The organism is Alistipes sp. Marseille-P2263 (assembly GCF_018101075.1).
Classification (GTDB): Bacteria; Bacteroidota; Bacteroidia; order Bacteroidales; family Rikenellaceae; genus Alistipes; species Alistipes dispar.
This window is the reverse complement of record NZ_JAGQEJ010000005.1, coordinates 206,554-225,725: the sequence shown is the minus strand read 5'-3', so window position 1 is coordinate 225,725 and position 19,172 is coordinate 206,554. Positions and strand designations below refer to the sequence as shown.

General features: G+C 63.4%; 17 protein-coding genes and 1 tRNA gene. 9 read left to right on the top strand and 9 right to left on the bottom strand.

The genetic code is table 11. From position 1 onward, the window contains the following. Positions 1-10: 10 nt before the first annotated feature. Both KB554_RS08210 and KB554_RS08205 read right to left on the bottom strand, forming a co-directional pair. Positions 11-1,165, bottom strand: a complete 1,155-nt coding sequence (locus KB554_RS08210) for a glycoside hydrolase family 18 protein (RefSeq protein WP_211035513.1) — start codon at positions 1,163-1,165, stop codon at positions 11-13. A gap of 60 nt (positions 1,166-1,225) precedes the next feature. Beyond that, entirely contained in the window at positions 1,226-2,215 is a 990-nt protein-coding gene (locus tag KB554_RS08205; RefSeq protein ID WP_211035511.1) for an acyl-CoA reductase, read from the bottom strand. Positions 2,216-2,301: 86 nt separating this feature from the next. Between KB554_RS08205 and KB554_RS08200 the strand changes: the two genes are divergently transcribed. The 9 genes from KB554_RS08200 (at position 2,302) to KB554_RS08160 (ending at position 12,682) form a co-directional block, all read left to right on the top strand. Then, complete coding sequence (locus tag KB554_RS08200; RefSeq protein ID WP_211035510.1) at positions 2,302-2,904, top strand: nitroreductase family protein; 603 nt, start codon at positions 2,302-2,304, stop codon at positions 2,902-2,904. 116 nt (positions 2,905-3,020) lie between these two features. Continuing rightward, a tRNA-Gly gene (locus KB554_RS08195) sits at positions 3,021-3,093 on the top strand. Positions 3,094-3,477: 384 nt separating this feature from the next. Further along, positions 3,478-3,903, top strand: coding sequence for an antibiotic biosynthesis monooxygenase family protein (locus KB554_RS08190; RefSeq protein ID WP_211035509.1), 426 nt, complete (start codon positions 3,478-3,480; stop codon positions 3,901-3,903). 11 nt (positions 3,904-3,914) lie between these two features. Further along, positions 3,915-4,730 carry a carboxymuconolactone decarboxylase family protein gene (locus KB554_RS08185; RefSeq protein WP_211035508.1) on the top strand — a complete coding sequence of 272 codons (816 nt, stop codon included), beginning with the start codon at positions 3,915-3,917 and terminating at the stop codon, positions 4,728-4,730. Between the two features lie 15 nt (positions 4,731-4,745). Then, entirely contained in the window at positions 4,746-5,315 is a 570-nt protein-coding gene (locus tag KB554_RS08180; protein WP_211035507.1) for a flavodoxin, read from the top strand. A 351-nt stretch (positions 5,316-5,666) separates the two neighbouring features. After that, entirely contained in the window at positions 5,667-7,202 is a 1,536-nt protein-coding gene (locus KB554_RS08175; protein WP_211035506.1) for an arylsulfatase, read from the top strand. 51 nt (positions 7,203-7,253) lie between these two features. Next, positions 7,254-10,550, top strand: a complete 3,297-nt coding sequence (locus KB554_RS08170) for a glycoside hydrolase family 2 TIM barrel-domain containing protein (RefSeq protein ID WP_211035505.1) — start codon at positions 7,254-7,256, stop codon at positions 10,548-10,550. Between the two features lie 36 nt (positions 10,551-10,586). After that, a complete protein-coding gene (locus KB554_RS08165; RefSeq protein ID WP_211035503.1) occupies positions 10,587-12,047 on the top strand; it encodes an alpha-L-fucosidase in 1,461 nt (486 codons plus the stop codon). Between the two features lie 248 nt (positions 12,048-12,295). Then, positions 12,296-12,682, top strand: a complete 387-nt coding sequence (locus KB554_RS08160) for a VOC family protein (protein WP_198418187.1) — start codon at positions 12,296-12,298, stop codon at positions 12,680-12,682. A 130-nt stretch (positions 12,683-12,812) separates the two neighbouring features. On the opposite strand, the gene KB554_RS08155 is transcribed toward KB554_RS08160, so the two are convergent. The 7 genes from KB554_RS08155 to KB554_RS08125 all read right to left on the bottom strand — a co-directional run bounded on the left by KB554_RS08155 (position 12,813) and on the right by KB554_RS08125 (position 19,141). Next, positions 12,813-13,376 carry a DapH/DapD/GlmU-related protein gene (locus KB554_RS08155; RefSeq protein WP_211035549.1) on the bottom strand — a complete coding sequence of 188 codons (564 nt, stop codon included), beginning with the start codon at positions 13,374-13,376 and terminating at the stop codon, positions 12,813-12,815. 50 nt (positions 13,377-13,426) lie between these two features. Beyond that, positions 13,427-14,467: an alcohol dehydrogenase gene (locus tag KB554_RS08150; RefSeq protein ID WP_211035501.1), complete on the bottom strand. Its 1,041-nt coding sequence runs from the start codon at positions 14,465-14,467 to the stop codon at positions 13,427-13,429. Positions 14,468-14,497: 30 nt separating this feature from the next. After that, positions 14,498-15,007 (bottom strand): ECF transporter S component, encoded by a 510-nt coding sequence (locus tag KB554_RS08145; RefSeq protein WP_211035499.1) that lies wholly within the window; start codon positions 15,005-15,007, stop codon positions 14,498-14,500. Between the two features lie 27 nt (positions 15,008-15,034). Then, positions 15,035-15,442 (bottom strand): DUF1893 domain-containing protein, encoded by a 408-nt coding sequence (locus KB554_RS08140; protein ID WP_141430039.1) that lies wholly within the window; start codon positions 15,440-15,442, stop codon positions 15,035-15,037. Positions 15,443-15,444: 2 nt separating this feature from the next. Continuing rightward, positions 15,445-16,851 carry an aldo/keto reductase gene (locus KB554_RS08135; protein ID WP_211035497.1) on the bottom strand — a complete coding sequence of 469 codons (1,407 nt, stop codon included), beginning with the start codon at positions 16,849-16,851 and terminating at the stop codon, positions 15,445-15,447. Positions 16,852-16,862: 11 nt separating this feature from the next. Beyond that, on the bottom strand, positions 16,863-18,377 hold the full coding sequence (locus KB554_RS08130) for a 4Fe-4S binding protein (RefSeq protein ID WP_211035495.1): 1,515 nt from the start codon (positions 18,375-18,377) through the stop codon (positions 16,863-16,865). Between the two features lie 167 nt (positions 18,378-18,544). Then, positions 18,545-19,141 (bottom strand): DUF3575 domain-containing protein, encoded by a 597-nt coding sequence (locus tag KB554_RS08125; RefSeq protein WP_211035493.1) that lies wholly within the window; start codon positions 19,139-19,141, stop codon positions 18,545-18,547. Positions 19,142-19,172: the final 31 nt, after the last annotated feature.

Sequence of the window (19,172 nt, the reverse complement as noted above, 5' to 3'; positions counted from 1 at the left end):
GTGTATTTCGTTAGTCGTTCGCCTCCGCAGCGGGGCGGATGCCCTGTTCCTTCAGATAGTCCGTCACTCCGTCGATCAGGTAGTGGCTTCCGGCCCGTCCGGCCTCCGGCGCCACGTAGTCGTGGTGGAACTCCCACCAGAAAGCGCCCCGGTAGCCGTTGGCCGTGATCCACTCGATCTTCCGGTGCATCGACACGGGATTCTCGATGGTGACGAACTCTCCGCGGTCGGGCGCGAAGTAGTAGGAGACCTCCGCTTCGGGATCGTACTCTTCGGTCCATCCCCCGTGCTCCAGTCTGGGCAGAAACTCCTTATAGGTAATGTAGGACCCGTACTCGCTCAGCGGCCCGTCGGCCGTCTCGCCCGGCAGCAGCCCCTTGTAGTAGAAACCGTAGTTGGCCAGCCCGAGACACAGTTGCCGCCTGTCGAATATCTGCCAGTGCGCGAGTTTCGAGCGCAGCACCGCCAGCGAAGTGTTATGCGACGGCGTGCGGCCCCAGACGCCGTCGCACATGTCGTAGGACATGATATTGATCCAATCCACGGCACGGCTCAGCCGCCCGGCCAGCGCCTCGTCGTAAACGTGGTCGATGCTCAGGGCTGTCGTCAGGTAGTAGTATTTTCCGGTCTTCGCCGAGAGGGAGTCGAGCCGCCCGCGCAGGCGTCCCATCATGTCGGCGTGCAGCTCCTTGTCGATGGTGATCTCCCAGTCCATGTCGATTCCGTCGTAGTCGTTCCGCTCGACGAGCCGAACCATATAGGCCTCGAACTTCGTCAGCCGTTCGGGCTTCTCCAGAAAGGGCCGGAACTCCTGCTGCCCGCCGAAGCAGAGCAGGATTTTCCCTCCGGCAGCGTGCACTTCGCCGATCATCCGCGGCACGAGCGGCATGTTGCCCGGCGCCGAAGTGTAGTCGAACGCATCGGCCCGGCGCACGATCTCCGCCTCCGGAAGGTCGAAATCCAGCGTCCACCACTTCGCGGGCGCCGCCATCAGATAGACGAAATCGAACGCTTCGTAACCGGGACCGGAAAGTTCGGCTTCGCTCAGCAGGCTCTCCACCGAGTAGGCGGCATGAATGAATCGGGGCGCTTCGGAGACCGGGCGCGCCGGTCGCGAACAGCCGCAGGCGAGCAGGGCCATCGCGAAAAGGACGTTTTTTTTCATTTCGGATCGTTAATTTTTAAGGGTTTCCGTATTGCAAATATAACGGATTTGCGGCAAAGATCATACTCCCGGCGCCGAGAGCCACGCCAGCACGTCCCGGTTATCGGGATAGTCCGTAAAGGACGGGGACTGCGCACGGCCGAAATCCGCGCGGCGGGTGTGGGGGAGCGTCTCCGTGACGACGCACTGCAACTCCGCGTCGTGCTCCGCGAGCCAGGCGGCGACCTCGTCCGCCGAGCGGTAGCGGGCATAGGCGATCTCGCTCAGCGCCCGCGGGAATTCCCGCTGTTCGACGGCCACGGCGGCTCCCAGATCGACGAACGGACATCCCTGCATCCGAAGGAGCGCGCGCGTCTGAAGGTAGTTGTTGCGGTACTTCGCCTGCACTGCGGGCATCCGGAGCCGCAGCTCCGCGCCTTCGGGCAGAAATACGAGCGAGACATTGCGGCATCCCAGCCCCGAATAGGCCCAGATGTCGTCGGCCAGCCCGGCGAGCTGCGCCTCCGTCTCCCGGCCCGAAAGCACGGCCACCGACTGCCGGTGACCGCGCAGCAGGGCCGGGATCCCGGCATAGCGCGCACGGAAGCAGCGGTTGGCATTGTCGCCGCCCGTGGCGATCACGGCCTCCGCGGGCGCGGTCCCGTCGCAGAACGAGACGGGTACGGCGGGGTCGATCTCCCGGAGCAGTCCGACGACGTATTCCATGAGCACGGTATCCTTCGCCGAAGGCTTCACCAGACAGCGGTGTCCGGCGACCACGACGCACAACAGGTCGAAAAAACCGACCAGCGGGATATTCCCGGCCATCACCACCAGCACGTCGAGCGGCCGGGCCGCGGGCAGGGCGGGGTAGGCGGCCAGCCAGCGCTCCAGTTTCGGCCGTTGCAGCATGTCCCGGCTCAGGGTCCTCACCGCACGGCAGACCTCCGCCGGCGTGAACCAGCCGTTGGCCCGGCAAGCGCGCTCGGCGACCTGCCGCGACGCTGCGTCCCCGCCGAAATCCTTCAGGCGGTCGCCCAAAGCCGAAAAAAGGTCGAGAGTGTCTTTCATAAGGGCAAAGATAACACTTCGGCGACGGATTCCGCACAAAAATCGCGCAGATGAATTAAATTTGCAGAAAAGCAAACCTGAAAATCATGGAAAGAAAACTGAAAGAGGCGCTCGAACAGCGCCGGAGTTACTACTCGCTCAAAGCCGGATCCCCGATTCCCGACGCCGAAATCGAAGGGATCGTGCGCTTCGCCGTAAAACATACGCCGTCGGCTTTCAACTCGCAGTCCTCGCGGATGGTGCTGCTGTTGCACGACCACCATGCGGCCTTGTGGCGCATCGTCAAACAAACCCTGCAAACCGTCGTCCCGCCGCAGGCCTTCGCCCGCACCGAAGAGAAAATCGACAGGAGCTTCGCCTCCGGATACGGTACGGTGCTCTTTCTCGAGGACACCGCGGTTGTCGAAGGACTGCAACGGCAGTTCCCGCTCTATGCCGACAATTTTCCGACATGGTCCGAGCACACTTCGGCCATGCACCAGCTTGTCGTGTGGACGTTGCTCGAAGAGGCCGGCTTCGGAGCCTCGCTGCAACACTACAATCCGCTTATCGACGCGGCCGTGCGCCAGGAGTGGCAACTGCCCGGAAACTGGCGGCTGATCGCCCAAATGCCGTTCGGGATTCCGGCAGAGGCTCCCAACGAAAAGACATTCAACCCCATAGACGATCGGATCCGGATATTCGGATAGTTTCCGGAACACCGGGTGCGGCGTGCCGTTGCGAAAAAACAGGGAGATTTCATCCGAAAAATTTGGAGATTCGGAAATTTTACCTACCTTTGCACTCACAATACGAAACACGCCATGCGGAAATAGCTCAGTTGGTAGAGCGCAACCTTGCCAAGGTTGAGGTCGCGGGTCCGAGTCCCGTTTTCCGCTCTAGAGGCCTTCGAAAGAAAAGGCGACAAGAAGAAAGAAACCTTATGTATCAACGATATGTAAGGTTTCTTTCGTTTTCGGAGCCTGCGGGAAATGCATTCGGAAGCAGGTCCATACGAGTGCGATTCGTGTCCCATCCGGCCCGGACCGAGCCGGCCCAACGGCCGCAATCGTTCGGTCCTCATTCCCCAAAATCCGGCACAACCGGTCTCCGGATAAGACGTACCATCCGGAAACCGGATGCACACGACGTCGCCAAAAAACCGTAAAAATGGTATAAATTCCCCTCATACGGTTAGGTCCGGTTCCGGTACGATACGCTACCTTTGTTCCCGACAAAGAACAGAAACGACGGACAGAAACTGTCCGGAAAACGGAACGACTATGACAAGAATCATTTCAAGCATCGCGCTTCTTTCCGTTCTGCTGTCGTGCGGCACGGGAGAGGCGAAACGGCCGGGCATGTGCGCCAAAGAACCGATGGCTCCCGACGGCATCGTGCGGCTGTCGAAAATCGAGGTTTATCCGCAGTATCTCGACGAGTACGTAAAACACGCGGCCGAAGTGGGCGAGGTCTCCCTGCGCACCGAACCGGGCGTGCTGACCATGTATGCCGTGCAGGAAAGGGAGGCTCCCTGCCGCATCACCATTCTCGAAACCTACGCAAGCCGTGCGGCCTACGACAGACATATCGACTCGGAACATTTCCGGAAATACAAGCAGGAAACGCTGCACATGATCGAATCGCTGGAGCTGTCCGACCAGTTGCCGCTCAATCCGGCGAACCGAATCAACAACTTCATGCAATAAACGCAACCGCCATGAACAGGATTCTTTTCATTTCACTATTCAGCATTCTTACACTCAACGTTATGGCACAGGAAAAAATCGTACAGACGGCCGGACGCGACCAGCTCGGCGATTTCGCGCCCAAATTCGCGGAACTCAACGACGACGTGCTCTTCGGCCAGGTGTGGAGCCGCACCGACCGCCTCGGCCTGCGCGACCGCAGTCTGGTAACCCTCACTTCGCTCATCAGCCAGGGCATCACGGACAGTTCGCTGACCTACCATCTTCAGTCGGCGAAGGAGAACGGCATCACCCGCACCGAGATCGCCGAGATCATCACCCACATCGGCTTCTACGCCGGCTGGCCCAAGGCGTGGGCGGCATTCCGTCTCGCCAAGGAGGTCTGGGCGGAGGATACCTCCGGCGAAGATGCCCGGGCCGCCTTCCAGCGCGAAATGATCTTCCCGATCGGCGAGCCGAACACGGCCTTCGCACAGTATTTCACCGGCAACAGCTACCTGGCCCCGATTTCGCGCGAGCAGGTCTCCGTTTCCAACGTGACCTTCGAGCCGCGCTGCCGCAACCACTGGCACATCCATCGGGCGAAGAGCGGCGGCGGGCAGATGCTCGTCGGCGTAGCCGGACGGGGCTGGTATCAGGAGGAGGGAAAACCCGCACGGGAGATACTGCCGGGCACGGTGATCCACATTCCCGCCAACGTGAAACACTGGCACGGCGCAGCCGCCGACAGATGGTTCGCCCACCTGGCGTTCGAAATCCCCGGCGAGGACGTCTCGAACGAATGGCTCGAACCCGTCACGGACACGGAGTACGACAAACTCAAATAGACAAACCGATCCGATATGCGAAAACTGCTATTCGCGCTGTCGGCGGCAGCGGGGATCGCCGCCGCGGCATGCGCACAACAACGACAGAACATGTACAAGGAAACATCCGACAACCGAATCCTGATAGCCTATTTCTCGGCGACCGGCACGACGGCGCGCGCCGCCGAAAGGCTGGCCGAAGCCACGGGAGGCACGCTTTACGCGATCGTCCCGGCCCGGCCCTACACGCCCGACGACCTCGACTGGCACGACAAGCGGTCGCGCAGCTCCGCGGAAATGAACGATCCGCAGGCCCGTCCGGCCATCGGCGGCAGACAGCCGGACACGGAGGACTACGACACGGTTTTCATCGGCTATCCGATCTGGTGGGACCTCGCGCCCCGGATCATCGACACGTTCATCGAAAGCCACGACCTGAAGGGCAAGACGGTCATCCCGTTCGCCACGTCGGGAGGGAGCGGCATCGCCCATAGCGCGGAGGCCCTGAGAAAATCCCATCCCGGACCGGACTGGAAGGAGGGAAGACTGCTCAACCGCACCGACGAAAAGAGCCTCCGGGAGTGGGCCGAAAGTCTGCAACGATAGTCTTTTCCCGGCGGTAGCCGGCAACGGAGCGTATGCCCCGGGCCGGGAGGTTCTCCGGCTACCGCAGACAAAGTGGGCAGCAATGAACCGGGACCCTTCCGGACGGCTTTTCGGAGCCGCCCGGAAGCGGGTTTCCGGAAAATCCGTCTCCGTGGTTCTTTTCCCGGCCAGGACGGATTTCATGCTGCCGTCAGGTTCCGTGCCGTCCGGAAGAGCTGACAACCGTCCGGAAGGTCCGTTTGCAAAACCGGACGTCGCATTTTTTCCGAGAATATTCATATATTTGCAGAAGCGGGCCGTCTTTGCCGGACAAACCCGCGGCAACGGAAAACAGCTGTCACGGAAGAACGTATGAAAAATTATCGGAACCTGCTTCTATACACCGGTGCATTCGCCGCACTCTGCCCCGCGGACGCCTCGGCGCAGGCACGGAAATCCGTTCCGAACATCCTCCTCATCCTCTGCGACGACATGGGCTACGGGGATCTGGGATGCTACGGGCAGAAATACATCCGCACACCCCATATCGACAGCATGGCCCGCCGGGGGATGCGTTTCACGCAGGCCTATGCGGGAAGTCCGGTGAGCGCACCGTCCCGCGCCTCGCTGATGACGGGACAGCACGCCGGACACGGGCATGTCCGCGGCAACCGGGAGTACTGGCCCGGCTCCCCGGAGATCGTGTACGGCCAAAACCGCGACTACGGCGTAGTGGGGCAGGAGCCCTACGACCCCGGACACGTCATACTGCCCGAGATCATGAAGAAGAACGGATATGCGACGGGCATGTTCGGGAAGTGGGCCGGAGGCTACGAAGGCTCCTGCTCCACGCCGGACAAACGGGGCATCGACGAATTTTACGGGTTCGTCTGCCAGTTTCAGGCGCACCTCTACTATCCCAACTTCCTGAACCGTTACAGCGCCTCGAAAGGCGACACGACCACGGTGCGGATCATCCTGGAGGACAACATCCGGCATCCCATGTACGGGGAGGGCTATGAAAAACGGCCCCAATACTCGGCCGACATGATCCACCGGGAGGCCCTGCGATGGCTGGACTCCCGGGACGGCGAACGGCCCTTTTTCGGACTTTTCACCTACACTCTGCCGCACGCCGAGCTGCGCCAGCCCGACGACTCCATCCTGCAATACTACAAAAAACGGTTCTTCGTGGACAAGACGTGGGGCGGCAGCGAGGGGTCGCGCTACAATCCGGTGGAACACACGCACGCCGAATTCGCGGCCATGATCACGCGCCTCGACATCTACGTGGGGGAGATTCTCGCCAAGCTGAAGGAGAAAGGGCTGGAGGAGAACACGCTGGTCATCTTCACCAGCGACAACGGCCCTCACGAGGAGGGCGGGGCCGATCCGGAGTTTTTCGGCCGCGACGGCAAATTGCGGGGACTGAAACGGCAGTGCTACGAGGGCGGTATCCGCGTTCCGTTCATCGCCTACTGGCCCGGACACGTCCCGGCCGGCACCGAGAACGACCACATGCTGGCCTTCTACGACGTCTTGCCCACGTTCTGCGACCTGATCGGCGACAGACGCTTCCCGCGGAAATACCTGAACCCGGACCTCGAGGGCGACTGCTTCGACGGCATTTCCTTCCTGCCCGCGCTGCTGGGCGACGACGCCCGTCAGCAGCGGCACGAATTCCTCTACTGGGAATTCCACGAAACCGACCAGATCGGTGTCCGAATGGGGGATTGGAAGCTGGTGGTCAAGAGCGGAAAGCCCCGCCTCTACGACCTGTCGCGGGACCTCCACGAGGACTGCGATCTGGCCGGCCGGTATCCCGAGGTGGTGGAACGGATGGTCGGCATCGTCCTGCGCGAACACACGCCCAGCGAACTGTTCCGGGTCACACTGCCGGAAATATAAACCGCGCGATCCCCATACAGCATTGAATCAAAACCTACAAAACCAGATTACATGAACCCGAGAATCAATATCCTGGCAGCGCTCACGCTGCTGTCGGCGCAGACCGCCGCTGCCGACAACCCCTACCGGTACGACGTACAGACCGTGTCGGTGAACAAGGTCCCGCCCCGCACCGACTTCATGTCCTATCCCTCGAGGGACGGGGCGCTGACCATGCGCTACGAGAAGAGCCCCTTCTATCTGCCGCTCAACGGCACGTGGAAGTTCCTCTTCGCCGAGGATGCCCGCGATCTGCCCGCCGACGCCACGGACCCCGCGACCGACGCCTCGGGGTGGGATGACATCGAAGTGCCCGGGAACTGGGAGCGCCAGGGGTTCGGGACGGCCATATACACCAACCATCAGTACGAGTTCGCGACCTACCGTCCCCAGCCGCCCCGGCTCCCCGAGGTGAATCCCGCAGGGATATACCGCCGGGAATTCGAAATTCCGGACGAATGGAACGGCCGCAACGTTTTCCTGCACCTCGCAGGAGCCAAGTCGGGCGTATATGTCTATGTGAACGGACACGAGGCGGGCTACAACGAGGATTCGAAGAACCCCGCGGAGTTCCTCATCGACGAATACCTCCGGCCCGGACGGAACACGCTGACCATAAAGATCTACCGCTGGAGCACCGGCTCCTGGCTCGAATGTCAGGACTTCTGGCGCATGAGCGGCATCGAGCGCGACGTGTTCCTCTGGTCGCAGCCGCGCGTCGCCGTGCGGGACTTCCGCATCAAATCGACGCTCGACGAGGCATGCCGGGACGGAATATTCGTCCTGGAGGCCGATCTGACCAACCGAACCGAAGGCGATGCCGAAGCGACGCTGAGCTACGAGCTGCTCGACGACGCGGGCCGGCAGGTCGCGGCAGGGCAGCGCGACGCAATGATCGCAGCCGGCGGATGCCGCACCCTCCGGTTCGAGGCCGGCATCCCCGGCGTCAAGGCCTGGAGCGCGGAGCGCCCCGATCTCTACACCCTGCTGATGACCCTCCGCGGCCCCGGCGGGGAGACCGAAACGGTGCCCTACCGCGTAGGGTTCCGCCGTTTCGAGTTCGCCCGGCTGGACGAACGGGCCGAAAACGGCGAGCCCTACCGCGTACTGCTGGTGAACGGGCAGCCCGTGAAGTTCAAGGGCGTGAACATCCACGAACACCATCCCGTGACGGGACACTACGTCACGGAGGAGGTGATGCGCCGCGACTTCGAGCTGATGAAACGACACAACTTCAACGCCGTGAGGCTCTGCCACTACCCCCAGGACCGGAAATTCTACGAGCTGTGCGACGAATACGGGCTCTACATCTACGACGAAGCCAACATCGAGTCGCACGGCATGTACTACGACCTGCGCAAGGGCGGCACGCTGGGCAACGACCCCGCCTGGCTGAAACCCCACATGGAGCGCACGCGCAACATGTTCGAACGGAACAAGAACCACGCATCGGTCACATTCTGGTCGCTGGGAAACGAGGCCGGAAACGGATACAACTTCTACCAAACCTACCTTTGGACGAAGGCCGCCGACAGCGCCTGGATGAACCGGCCTGTCAATTACGAACGGGCGCAGTGGGAGTGGAATACGGACATGTACGTTCCGCAGTATCCCGGCGCGGGATGGCTGGAAGAGATCGGACGCAAGGGCAGCGACCGGCCCGTGATGCCGTCGGAGTACGCTCATGCGATGGGCAACTCGACCGGAAACTTCGTCGGGCAGTGGGACGCGATCTACCGCTATCCCAACCTGCAGGGCGGATTCCTCTGGGACTGGGTGGACCAGGGCCTGCTGGAGCACGACGCCCAGGGACGCCCTTTCTGGGCCTACGGAGGGGATTTCGGCGGGGAATACACCCCCAGCGACGGGAACTTCTGCTGCAACGGCCTCGTACTGCCCGACCGCACGCCGCATCCGGCGCTCGCGGAGGTGAAGTACGTGCAGCAGGACTTCGGGTTCGAACCCGAAGGAGCGGGCCGCGTGCGCATCACCAACCGATTCTACTTCACACCGTCGGAGAAGTACCGTTTCATCTGCCGCCTCGTGCGCGACGGAAAGACCGTGCGCGAAAAGGAGCTCGACGTGCGCCTCGCGCCGCAGGAATCGGCCGTCTTCACCACATTCGGTCCCGAAGAGATGCGCGGCGAAGGGGAGTATTTCGCCGATTTCTCCGTCACCACGCGCGAAGCCTCGGAGGCCGTTCCCGCAGGTTATGAGATCGCCGCGGGGCAGATCCCGCTGGGAGGGACCCCGAAGAAGGCCGACGTGCCGCGGAAAGGCCCCGCACTCGGAGTGGACGACGACGGGGAGCGGATCGCCGTCTCGTCGCCGCGCGTGCGCTTCGTATTCGACCGCCGGAGCGGTTCGGTGACGTCCTATGCCGTGAACGGCGTCGAGTACTTCGCCGACGGATTCGGTCCGAGGCCCAACTTCTGGCGCGCCCCGACGGACAACGACTACGGAAACGCCATGCCCGAGCGGCTGCAGGTGTGGAAGACGTCGAGCCGCGAGTTCGACGTCGTGGAGGCCGCGGCCGTGAAAACCGGAGACGCCGTACGCATCGAGGCCGCCTACCTGCTCGCCGCGGGAAACCTCTGCATCATGCGCTATACGGTCCATCCGTCGGGTGTCGTCGAAACCCGCATGACCTTCACGTCCACCGACGCGGAGGCCGTGGCCACGGAGCTCTCCGAAGCCGCCCGGACCGCGACGTTCTCCCCGGGCAGCGAGAAGGCCCGCAGCGAGGCGGCGAAGCTCGACGTGCCGCGCATCGGAGTCCGCTTCCGGATGCCCCTCGCGATGAGGCAGGTCGAGTACTACGGCCGCGGCCCCGGCGAAAACTACGCGGACAGAAACGCCGGGGCGTTCGTGGGACTGTACAGCACATCGGCCGACGAAATGTACTTCCCCTACGTCCGGCCGCAGGAGAACGGACACCGTACCGACACGCGCCGCGTGCGGTTCGGCAAACGGCACGGCCTGGAGATCGTGGCCGACAGTCTCTTCGGATTCAACGCCCTGAGAAACGCCGTGGAGGATTTCGACGGAGAGGAGGCTGTCCGAAGACCGTACCAATGGCGCAACCTGACCCCTGCGGACAAGGAGCACGACGAAGCGGCCGCCCGCAACGTCAGACCCCGGCAGACGCATATCGACGACATCACGCCCCGCGACTTCGTGGAGGTCTGCATCGACATGAAGCAGCAGGGAGTGGGCGGATACGACAGTTGGGGAGCCATGCCCGAACCGCAGCACAGAATCCCCGCGGACAGCACGTACAACTGGGGATTCGTCATCATTCCGTTCTGATGCAAAGTATGAAATAACCGAACCGAATACCTGACAATGAAACGATTATTATTGCCGTTGCTGCTGACAGGCGTAGCTGCCGCGGGCGGAGCGTGCTGCGGCTCCGGAGCCGCACAGCGGGAGGAGACCTACTACGAAAAACACGTCGCATTCGGCGACGCCACGCCGGAGGAGAAGCTCTCCATGGCCGCGCGGCTCGTGCCGACCCCCGAACAATTGGCCTGGCAACAATGGGAGCTGACGGCATTCATCCACTTCACGGTCAATACGTTCACCGACAAGGAGTGGGGTGACGGCAAGGAGTCGCCCGACGTGTTCGCCCCGACGGAAATCGACACCGACCAATGGGTCGAAACGCTCCGGGACGCCGGCTTCGGAATGGTGATGCTCACGGCCAAGCACCACGACGGATTCTGCCTCTGGCCCACCCAAACCACGGAGCACTCGGTGAAGAACTCCCGCTGGATGGAGGGCCGCGGCGACGTGGTGGCGATGCTCCGCCGCTCATGCGACAAGTACGGTGTGAAAATGGGTCTCTACGTCTCTCCGTGGGACCGCAACGCCGCCTGCTACGGCACAGGGAAGGCCTACGACGATTTTTTCGTGCGGCAGATCACCGAACTGCTGACCGGCTACGGCGAGATCGCCGAGGTGTGGTTCGACGGCGCCAACGGCTCGGAGGCCGACGGCAAGCATCAGGTTTACGACTGGGCCCGTTACATACGCACCGTGAAGGAGCTGCAACCCGGAGCCGTCACGGCCATCATGGGCGACGACATCCGCTGGGTGGGCAACGAAGCGGGCAGGGGACGCGCCGAGGAGTGGAGCGCCACGGCCCTGGCCCCTGCGAGTGTCGGGCTGAAGGACCCGACGCCCGCCGTCGAAGCCCTCACCGAGACCTCGCCCGATCTGGGCAGCCGTGCGATCCTCGACGAAGCGAAGGAGCTGTTCTGGTATCCCTCGGAGGTGGACGTGTCGATCCGCCCGGGCTGGTTCTACCACGCCTCGGAGGATGAGAAGGTGCGGTCGCTCGAGGCGCTGAAGGAGATCTATTTCGCCTCGGTGGGATCGAACTCCGTGCTGCTGCTCAATGTGCCGCCCGACCGCCGCGGACGGATTCACGAGAACGACGCGCGACGGCTGCACGAGTTCGGCGAATGGCTGCGCCGGAGCTTCGCACGGAACCTTGCGGCGGGCGGGGACACACTCTGGACCGCCCGGGCGGACGAAGCGCGGGAATTCGACGTGAAGGACGGGCCGTTCGACGCCGTGATGTTGCAGGAGGAGATCGCCAAAGGGCAGCGCGTGGAGCGGTTCCGCATCGAGATATCGGACGACGGTCGGACGTGGGAGACGGCAGCCGAGGGTACGACGATCGGCTACAAACGGATCGTCCGCCTGCCCGAGGCCCGCACGGCGCGGAAACTGCGCGTCACGATCGACGGAACCCGCGCCCCGGCCCGGATTTCGCATGTCGGACTTTACCTGACCGAATAGCCGCACAGGAACGAACCGCGCGGCGGACCTTCTTTCGCGGCGCATGGCGGAACGGACGACCGTGCGGACAGGAAACCCGTCAAACACTTCCGGAGCAGGAAGATGTCCTCGGGCTGTTGCACCGAACGGAAACAAACGTTATCTTTATACGACAGTTCCGAAAGAAACCGAGAAAGGTCGTTCCCCGCATCCGGCCGACGCGGAGCGACCCGAGAAAAGCGAATCCGGCCGGAAGACGACACGGAAGAATGATACGAATCGACCACACGGCCATGTACGTCCGGGACCTGGAGGCGACCCGGCAATTCTTCGTCCGCTTCTTCGGCGCCGTATGCGGCGAGCCGTACCACAACCCGCGGACGGGACTGAGAAGCTGTTTCCTGCGTTTCGGCGACGGCGCACGGCTCGAAATCATGCACCGGCCCGACATGACGGATCCCCGCAAGGAGCCGCTGCGCAGCGGCTACATCCACCTGGCATTCGGCACCGGGAGCCGCGAGGCCGTAGATCGGCTCACCGGGGAGCTGCGGGAGAACGGGTACCGCATCGTCAGCGGCCCGCGCATCACGGGCGACGGCTGCTACGAGAGTTGCGTGGAGGGCCCCGAGGAGAACCTGATCGAGATCACGGAATAAGCGCATACGCCCCCGGCGGAGCCATCGGCCTGCCTGCCGTAATCGGCAGCGCGCCTCATTGCGTGGTCATCATCAATCTCTTCCCGAAACCGGTGTCGCACCGAGCCGTCCGCACGCTTCTAAAACCGGATCATCCGATGCGGCGGATCGGCCGGGCGGGAACTCCGCCCACGACCGTAGCGGCCGGCACGTCCCGCGTCACGACCGCCCCGGCCGCTACGACGGCGCCGTCGCCGATCGTGACACCCTGAAGAATCGTCGCATTGGATCCCACCCACACGTTGCGCCCCAGCACGATAGGGGCGGGTGTCATTTCGGCGCGCCTCGCGGGATCGAGTTCGTGGTTGAGCGTGGCGAAAACCACGTTGTGACCGATCATGCAGCCGTCGCCCAGCGTCACGCCGCCGTGATCCTGGAAGTGACAGCAGGCATTTATGAAGACGTTCCGGCCGACCGAAATGTTCTTGCCGAAATCGGTATAGAACGGCGGAAAGAGCCGGACCGACGCATCCACGGGCTTTCCGAAAAGCTGTTCCAGCAGTTCGCGCACCTCGTCGGGCGTATGGTAGGAGGCGTTCAGCCGGCAGGTGATGCGACGAGCCTCGTCGCTCATGCGATCCATGAATTCAAGCGTTTCCGCCGAAGCGAGCGGCCGGCCCGCCCGGGCGAGTTTCAAAAAATCATTCAGTGTCATCATAATTCCAGTATGTTTCTCCGTTTTCCGGTCCGCTCCGGCGGATCCGGCTATTTCCCGCACTCGACCGCCACTTTCACCACACCGTCCGACCGGGTCTCGAACAGGCGGTACGCCTCTCCGATCCGGCTCAGCGGAAAGCGGTGCGTGATGAGCGGCGTCGTGTCGATCTTTCCCGCCGCGATCAGGCGCAGAATCTCGGCGCAGTCGCAGCCGTCCACGCCGCCGGTTTTGAACGTCAGGTTCTTGCCGTACATATCCGGCAGGGGCAGCACCTGCGGTTCGTCGTAAAGCGCGACGACCGTCACGACGGCATTGGGACGGGCGCACTCCCAGGCCAGACGGAACGTGTCCGACGTACCGGCCACCTCCAGCACGACATCGGCCCCGCCGTGATCGCTGTGCCGGAGCACGAAATCCCGGCATGTCTCGGGTCCGGTCACGAGCACGTCGGGATAGTGCTCCCGCACGAACCGCATCCGTTCGGGCGACTTCTCGCAGACGATGATGCGCCGGGGCCGTTTCAACATGGCGCAGAGCAACGTGCAGACGCCCGTCGGTCCGGCGCCGATGACGAGCACCGTATCCTCCGGCCCGATCTCCGAAATCCGGGCGGCCCAGAACCCCGTGGCCAGAATGTCGCCGACGAACAACGCCTGCTCGTCGCTCACCGTATCGGGAATGGGGGTCAGTCCCTGATCGGCATGGGGTACGCGGACATATTCCGCCTGCCCGCCGTCGATCCGGCAGCCCAGCGCCCAACCGCCATCGGGATCGGTGCAGTTGTTCACGTAGCCGTGCCGGCAGAAAAAGCACTCGCCGCAGAACGTCTCGACATTGACCGCCACCCGGTCGCCGGGCCGGACGGATGCGACACGGTCGCCCACCCGCTCCACGACGCCGACCATTTCGTGACCTACGGTCACGCCCGGCACGGCGCGCGGCACGCTGCCGTGTTTGATGTGCAGGTCGCTCGTGCAGATACTTCCGAGCGTGACGCGCACGATGGCGTCGCGCGAATCCCGCAGCTCGGGGCGGGGCTTGTCCAGCAGTTCGAACCTCCCGGGTCCGACATAAGCGTATGCTCGCATGATTCGGTCGTTTTATGCAAAATCAGGTGTCTATTTTCGGATCAGGAAATTGACTGCCGCCCAGCCGCCGAATACCTGGAGCAGCATCCCGGGAATTCCGATGCGGAAATCCTGCGCCGCGGCGTAGAGGCTGCCCGACAGGGCCCATTCGCCCAGCGTGCCGACCGTCTGGTAAGCCAGCACCACGGCGGCGAACAGCGGCAACGAAGCCCTGCGGAAGCGGGCGGCGGCGAATCCGGCGATCAGGGCCAGCAGCGTCGATTTGAGCAGGATGGCGGGCAGCGCGGCGGCGGCCGGCATACCGAAGAGCGCCGAGTTGAGCAGCGGCGAGGCGACAGCCGTCAGCAATCCGACGCAGCGGCCGTACTTGTAGGCCCCGACGAGCGTGAAGAGGTAGATCGGCAGCCACGTCGGTCCGCCCATGTGCACGGTGTGGCACAACTGCGGCAGGACGATGTTGCCCGCGACGAACAGCGCCGCCAACGAATAGGTTTTCGCCTCCCTGTACTCCAGCGAATAGAGTTTCACGGTAGTTTCCATAGCATGTTATTTCACGTTTTTCCTTCCTTACGGCAGATTCTCCAGAAATGCCCCGATACGGGGCAGGCACTCCCCGGCCGTGCGGCAGTCGGCGCAGAGACGCTCCACGGGACAGATGCCCGTCCGCGTGCGATTGACGATGTGAGGAACCTCCTCCCGGCAAACGACCCGGATGCCCGCCGCGGCGAAAAGTCCGAGGGCCGGAGCGCTCGCCACGTCGGCATACACCTCCTTCACGCCGCCCAGAACCATCAGGGCCGCGGCGCCCTTGCCCACCACCTTGTCCGCCACGGAGGCCCCCCGGAGCGTTTCGGGTTCGCGCGTCAGCAGCCCGTACAGGTCGGAGACGCCCCGGCCGGAGAAGGTGCGGATCGCTCCGTTATCCACGACCAGCGACCAGCCGCCCCCGTGCAGAATTTCGGTCAGACGGCGCATCGTCATAGCGTTCCCTGTTTGAGGTGTTCCACGAAGCGGTCGATACGCTGCATCTCCTGCGGAATCCGGATGTTCTGCGGACAGTGCGGAACGCACTGATTGCAGCCGATGCAGCGGTCGGCCTGCCGCAGCCGCGGAACCGAACGGTCGTAACCCACGAGGAACGCCCGCCGGGCCTTGCGATAGTTCTCCGCCTGGCGGTCCTCCGGCACGTTCCCCTCATTGACGCATTTGTTGTAATGGAGCAGGATACCCGGAATGTCCAGTCCGTAAGGGCACGGCATGCAGTATTTGCAGTCGTTGCACGGAATGGTGGGGTACTGCATCATCAGGTCGGCCGTGGCGAAGAGGAACTCCCGCTCCTCGTCGGTCAGCGGTTGCAGCGGACAGTACGAACGCAGGTTGTCCTGCAGATGCTCCATGTAGGTCATGCCGCTCAGCACGGTCAGCACCCCGGGATACGACCCCGCGAAGCGGAAGGCCCACGACGCCACGCTCCGGCCGGGTTCGCGCTGCTTGAGGCGGGCGACGATGTGATCGTGGACCTTCGACAGACGGCCGCCCAGCAGCGGTTCCATGATGACGGCCGGAATGCCGCGCCCGGCCAACTCGCCGTAGAGGTACTCGGCGTCGGTGTTCCGCGGGTTGATCTCCCGGGCATGCCGCCAGTCGAGGTAGTTCATCTGGATCTGCACGAAATCCCACCGATAGCGGTCGTGTCCGGCAAGCAGACGGTCGAAGACGCGTATATCGCCGTGGTACGAGAAGCCGAGGTTGCGTATGCGGCCCGCCTCGCGTTCGGCGAGGAGAAAATCGAGCATCCCGTTCCGGATGTAGCGGGCCTCGAACTCCTCCATGCCGCCGCCCATGCCCACGCCGTGCAGCAGCATGTAGTCGATGTAATCCACCTGCAATTCGCGGAACGAATTGCGATACATGGCCAGCGACGCCTCGCGGCTCCAGGTCGAAGGGGCGAAGTTCGAGAGTTTCGTGGCGATGAAATACTTCTCGCGGGGGTGGCGCTTGAGAGCGATGCCCGTGACGCGCTCGGACTGCCCCTTGCAGTAGGCCGGGGAGGTGTCGAAATAGTTCACCCCGTGCGCAATGGCGAAATCCACCAGCCGGTTCACCGTCTCCTGGTCGATCTCGTCGGCATCGGGTCCGTCACCGCCCACGGTCGGCCAGCGCATGCAGCCGTATCCGAGCAGCGAAACCTTCTCGCCCGTCCGGGGATTGATGCGGAAAGTCATCGCATCGGTCGGAATCTCTCCGGAAGCGGAGGCACCGTCCGCTGCGGGACCGCGCTCCGGGGCGCACCCGGCCAATGCCGCCGTCGATACGGCGGCCCCGGCACCGAGCCGTTTGAGAAACTCCCGGCGGCCGATCGCGTGTCTGTTCTTCGTATCCATACGTTTTCGGATCAAATGATTCTGTGCTGTTCGTGTCCTTCGACATAGATGGCGCTGAACGGCCGCGCCGGACAGAGGTTCTCGCAGGCGCCGCAGCCGATGCAGCGCTCTTCGTTCACGACGGGAATCTTCGGCGAACCGGGCGACGCCGGATCGGAGGCGACCATCGTGATGGCCCCCGCGGGACAATGGCGGGCACAGTTGCCGCACTCCACACCGTCGGTGAGCGGCACGCAGTTCTCCCGCACCCAGACGGCATGGCCGATCTGAACCGCGGACTTCTCGTCCGCCGTGAGCCTCAGGATGGCACCGGTAGGGCAGACCTCCGAACACTTCGTGCACTCGGGGCGGCAATAGCCGCGTTCGTAGGAGGATTCGGGCTGCATGAGCGTCTCGGGCCGGGCGGAGGGCCGCAGAACGTGATTAGGACAGACCGAGACGCAGAGCTGGCAGCCCGTGCAGTGCGTCGCCAAATGGCGCAGGGACCGGGCGCCCGGCGGCACGAGGGGCGTGATGCGGTGCGGCGCCCGCTTGTCCAGAATGACGGCCAGACCGCCGTCCACTTTCTTTTCCTGCGCCCGGGCGACCGCCGCGCCGAGCAACAGCCCCGTTCCGGTCAGGAAATTCCGGCGGCCCGTATCGGCAGGAGCCGCCGATTCCGTCCGTTTTCCGGCCGCCGCTCCCGGAACGGATGCGGCGGTCTTCGTGCGAAACCGGTAGCCGACCGCCCCGTGCCTGCAAACGTCGAGGCAGTCCATGCAGGCCACGCAGCGCGAATAGTCGATCCGGCGGTTCCGGTAGTCGATACAGGCGGCCTTGCACCCCCGGGCGCACAAGCCGCAGTCCCGGCATTTCTCCGGGTCGATCACGGGCCGGAACAGCGCATATTTCGAGAGGAACCCCAACACCGTCCCCACCGGGCAGACCGTATTGCAGTAGGTCCGGCCGTTGCGCCACGCCAGCACGACGAGCACGGCGCACGTCGCAGCGGCGATCAGCAACGTCGGCAGGCCCGCCACCCGGACCTCCGTTTCATAGAACGCATAGCTTCCCACACGCTCGGCGACCGCGGCCAGCGCATTGTTGCCCCAGAGATAAACCGGACGGAAGAAGTTGGAGGCGATACGTCCGTAGGCGCTGTACGGCGCAAGCAGGGCGACCAGCGAACCCACGCCGGCGACCAGCGCCGCGACGAACAGCGCCAGCGTCCCGCAGCGCAGCCACCGCCGGGCCGGAGAGTAGGAGAAACGGTACTTCCGCCTTTTCCCGCGGCCGCCGAGCCAGGCGACGAGATCCTGAAACACCCCGAGCGGGCAGACGACCGAGCAATAGACCCGGCCGAAAAGGAGCGTCAGCACCGCAAGCGCCGCCACGACACCGACATTCAGCGCCAGCACCGCCGGCAGGAACTGCACCCGGGCCATCCATCCCAGCCAGGCATGGAGCGTCCCCGTGAAATCGAGGAAGAGCAGCGTGATGCACGCGAAGAAAAGAACGGCGAGCGTCCGTCGGATTTTCCGCAACATAAAATTCCGAATTTATGTTGCAAAAATACCGAATAAAAATGAATTTCCGTGTAGATGGATTACGGATTCTCCAACCCGGATTACGGATATGCGCCGCACGAACGGCCGGAAGGTCGCCTGCGCGGGAAACGGCCGCCGCGTCCCGGAACGGACGCCGGCAGGGGAACTCACCGTATCATGAAACCGACGGACACGCCGGCCCGCGTCGGACCGAAATAGTTCCGGCGGCCGCTGCCCAGAAACCGCCCGCAGCGCTTCCAGACATAGCGGTCGTATTCCGACCGGATGTATCCCACGCCCAGCATCGCCTCGATGTTCCATCTCCGGCCGACGACCCACTGGTATCCGTAGGAAAGCCCCGCGCCGTAGAGGAAGCCCTCGTAACGGCGGTCGCCCATGCCGAAGAGCTTCACACCCCCGGCGTTGTAGTCGGCATAGAGAACGTGAAGCCCGAAAAAATGCCCGGCGAAACGCCTGCGGAGCCAGTAGCGGAATTCGGTCTGCGCCGTCCAGAACTTGAGTTTCCGGTTGTCTCCGAAGGTCCAGGGGTTGTAGCCGCCCGCCACCTCCCACGAGGTCCGCGGGTCCAGCCCCACCTCGAATCCGGCGTTGAGCGACGCCGTCGCCCAATAGAGCGCATTCGTCCGGACGGCGAACCGCGGCCCGGCCGTCCGGAGAGCCGAACGTTCCTGCGCCGATGCGCCCGAGCCCGGGAGCAGTGCAAGACAGAGCAGGACTGCCGTTTCGTACAGATAGTTTTTCATCACATTGCGATTCTATGAAGTTCCGGTCCCG

Coding starts and splice junctions, on each gene's coding strand:
- KB554_RS08165 (WP_211035503.1), top strand. CDS start 10,587: ATGAAACGATTATTATTGCCGTTGCTGCTGACAGGCGTAGCTGCCGCG.
- KB554_RS08200 (WP_211035510.1), top strand. CDS start 2,302: ATGGAAAGAAAACTGAAAGAGGCGCTCGAACAGCGCCGGAGTTACTAC.
- KB554_RS08170 (WP_211035505.1), top strand. CDS start 7,254: ATGAACCCGAGAATCAATATCCTGGCAGCGCTCACGCTGCTGTCGGCG.
- KB554_RS08160 (WP_198418187.1), top strand. CDS start 12,296: ATGATACGAATCGACCACACGGCCATGTACGTCCGGGACCTGGAGGCG.
- KB554_RS08210 (WP_211035513.1), bottom strand. CDS start 1,165: ATGAAAAAAAACGTCCTTTTCGCGATGGCCCTGCTCGCCTGCGGCTGT.
- KB554_RS08190 (WP_211035509.1), top strand. CDS start 3,478: ATGACAAGAATCATTTCAAGCATCGCGCTTCTTTCCGTTCTGCTGTCG.
- KB554_RS08185 (WP_211035508.1), top strand. CDS start 3,915: ATGAACAGGATTCTTTTCATTTCACTATTCAGCATTCTTACACTCAAC.
- KB554_RS08135 (WP_211035497.1), bottom strand. CDS start 16,851: ATGGATACGAAGAACAGACACGCGATCGGCCGCCGGGAGTTTCTCAAA.
- KB554_RS08180 (WP_211035507.1), top strand. CDS start 4,746: ATGCGAAAACTGCTATTCGCGCTGTCGGCGGCAGCGGGGATCGCCGCC.
- KB554_RS08140 (WP_141430039.1), bottom strand. CDS start 15,442: ATGCGCCGTCTGACCGAAATTCTGCACGGGGGCGGCTGGTCGCTGGTC.
- KB554_RS08150 (WP_211035501.1), bottom strand. CDS start 14,467: ATGCGAGCATACGCTTATGTCGGACCCGGGAGGTTCGAACTGCTGGAC.
- KB554_RS08205 (WP_211035511.1), bottom strand. CDS start 2,215: ATGAAAGACACTCTCGACCTTTTTTCGGCTTTGGGCGACCGCCTGAAG.
- KB554_RS08155 (WP_211035549.1), bottom strand. CDS start 13,376: ATGACACTGAATGATTTTTTGAAACTCGCCCGGGCGGGCCGGCCGCTC.
- KB554_RS08130 (WP_211035495.1), bottom strand. CDS start 18,377: ATGTTGCGGAAAATCCGACGGACGCTCGCCGTTCTTTTCTTCGCGTGC.
- KB554_RS08175 (WP_211035506.1), top strand. CDS start 5,667: ATGAAAAATTATCGGAACCTGCTTCTATACACCGGTGCATTCGCCGCA.
- KB554_RS08125 (WP_211035493.1), bottom strand. CDS start 19,141: ATGAAAAACTATCTGTACGAAACGGCAGTCCTGCTCTGTCTTGCACTG.
- KB554_RS08145 (WP_211035499.1), bottom strand. CDS start 15,007: ATGGAAACTACCGTGAAACTCTATTCGCTGGAGTACAGGGAGGCGAAA.